This window comes from Paraburkholderia sp. RL17-373-BIF-A (assembly GCF_046030175.1).
GTDB lineage: Bacteria > Pseudomonadota > Gammaproteobacteria > Burkholderiales > Burkholderiaceae > Paraburkholderia.
The window spans coordinates 1-851 of record NZ_JARESO010000325.1 but is presented as its reverse complement, the minus strand read 5'-3'; the positions used below and the strand labels follow the sequence as shown (position 1 = coordinate 851).

The following is an 851-nucleotide window of genomic DNA, read 5'->3' as shown; positions in this document are numbered from 1 at the left end:
CAATGATCGGAAGGACTATGAGGTCGGTCGAAAAAGTAGAAGCCAACGTTTCGTACAATCGTGAAACGGAGGCATGGATGAATCAAATTCCCAAGGCGGTCTACACGAGCGAATTTCGTGAGCAGGCAGTCAAGCTGGCGCTGACCGAAGGTGTCGGCGTTTCGGAGGCGGCACGTCGGCTGTCGGTTCCGCTGAAGACGTTGGCGAACTGGGTCCGTTCGGCTAAAGCGGGCAAGCTGCAGGAGATCGGCAAGGAGCAGAATCCGCAGACCGAACTTCAAGCCGAGCTGGCACGCGTCCAGCGGGAACTGGCGGAAGTGAAGATGGAGCGCGATCTCTTAAAAAACATCTCAAGTGGCGCGCCCCTGCCCGAAGGGAAGAAACTCCGTGACGCCAGTACCCTGACCTTGCCCCTGCTTGACGAATCCCATAACCGAGGGAGTTATGCGGCCTCGCCTTGTTGGGCTGCCAGCCAGTTCTTCTCGAACGTCATGGGGCTGACGTAGTCGAGTGTCGAGTGTAACCGGCGTGCATTGTAAAAGCCCAGCCAGTTAATCACCTCATCCATTGCGGCACGCCTCGTGGCGAAGTGTCGTCCATGCATGCGTGCTACCTTCAGCGAACCCCACAGACTTTCCGTCGGCGCGTTGTCCCAACAATCGCCACGTCGGCTCATCGATGAACGCATGCCGTAGGCCTTCAGCGTGTCCTGAAACAGGCCGCTGCAATACTGGCTGCCCCTGTCGCTATGCACGATTACGCCGGCTTGTGGACGGCGTCGGAACCATGCCATGCGCAGTGCATCCGTGACCAACCCGGCCTTCATATGTGGCTGCATCGACCAGCCCACC

Annotated in this window: 1 protein-coding gene and 1 pseudogene; one reads left to right on the top strand and one right to left on the bottom strand. The window is 58.5% G+C overall.

Going from position 1 to position 851, the window contains the following annotated elements; all coding sequences use genetic code 11:
* Window positions 1-77: 77 nt before the first annotated feature.
* Window positions 78-350 (top strand): annotated as a pseudogene (locus tag P0D80_RS50650) (transposase); the annotation flags it as partial.
* A gap of 92 nt (window positions 351-442) precedes the next feature.
* On the opposite strand, the gene P0D80_RS50645 reads toward P0D80_RS50650, so the two are convergent.
* A partial coding sequence (locus tag P0D80_RS50645) for a DDE-type integrase/transposase/recombinase (protein WP_408296403.1) occupies window positions 443-851 on the bottom strand: 409 nt, incomplete at its 5' end.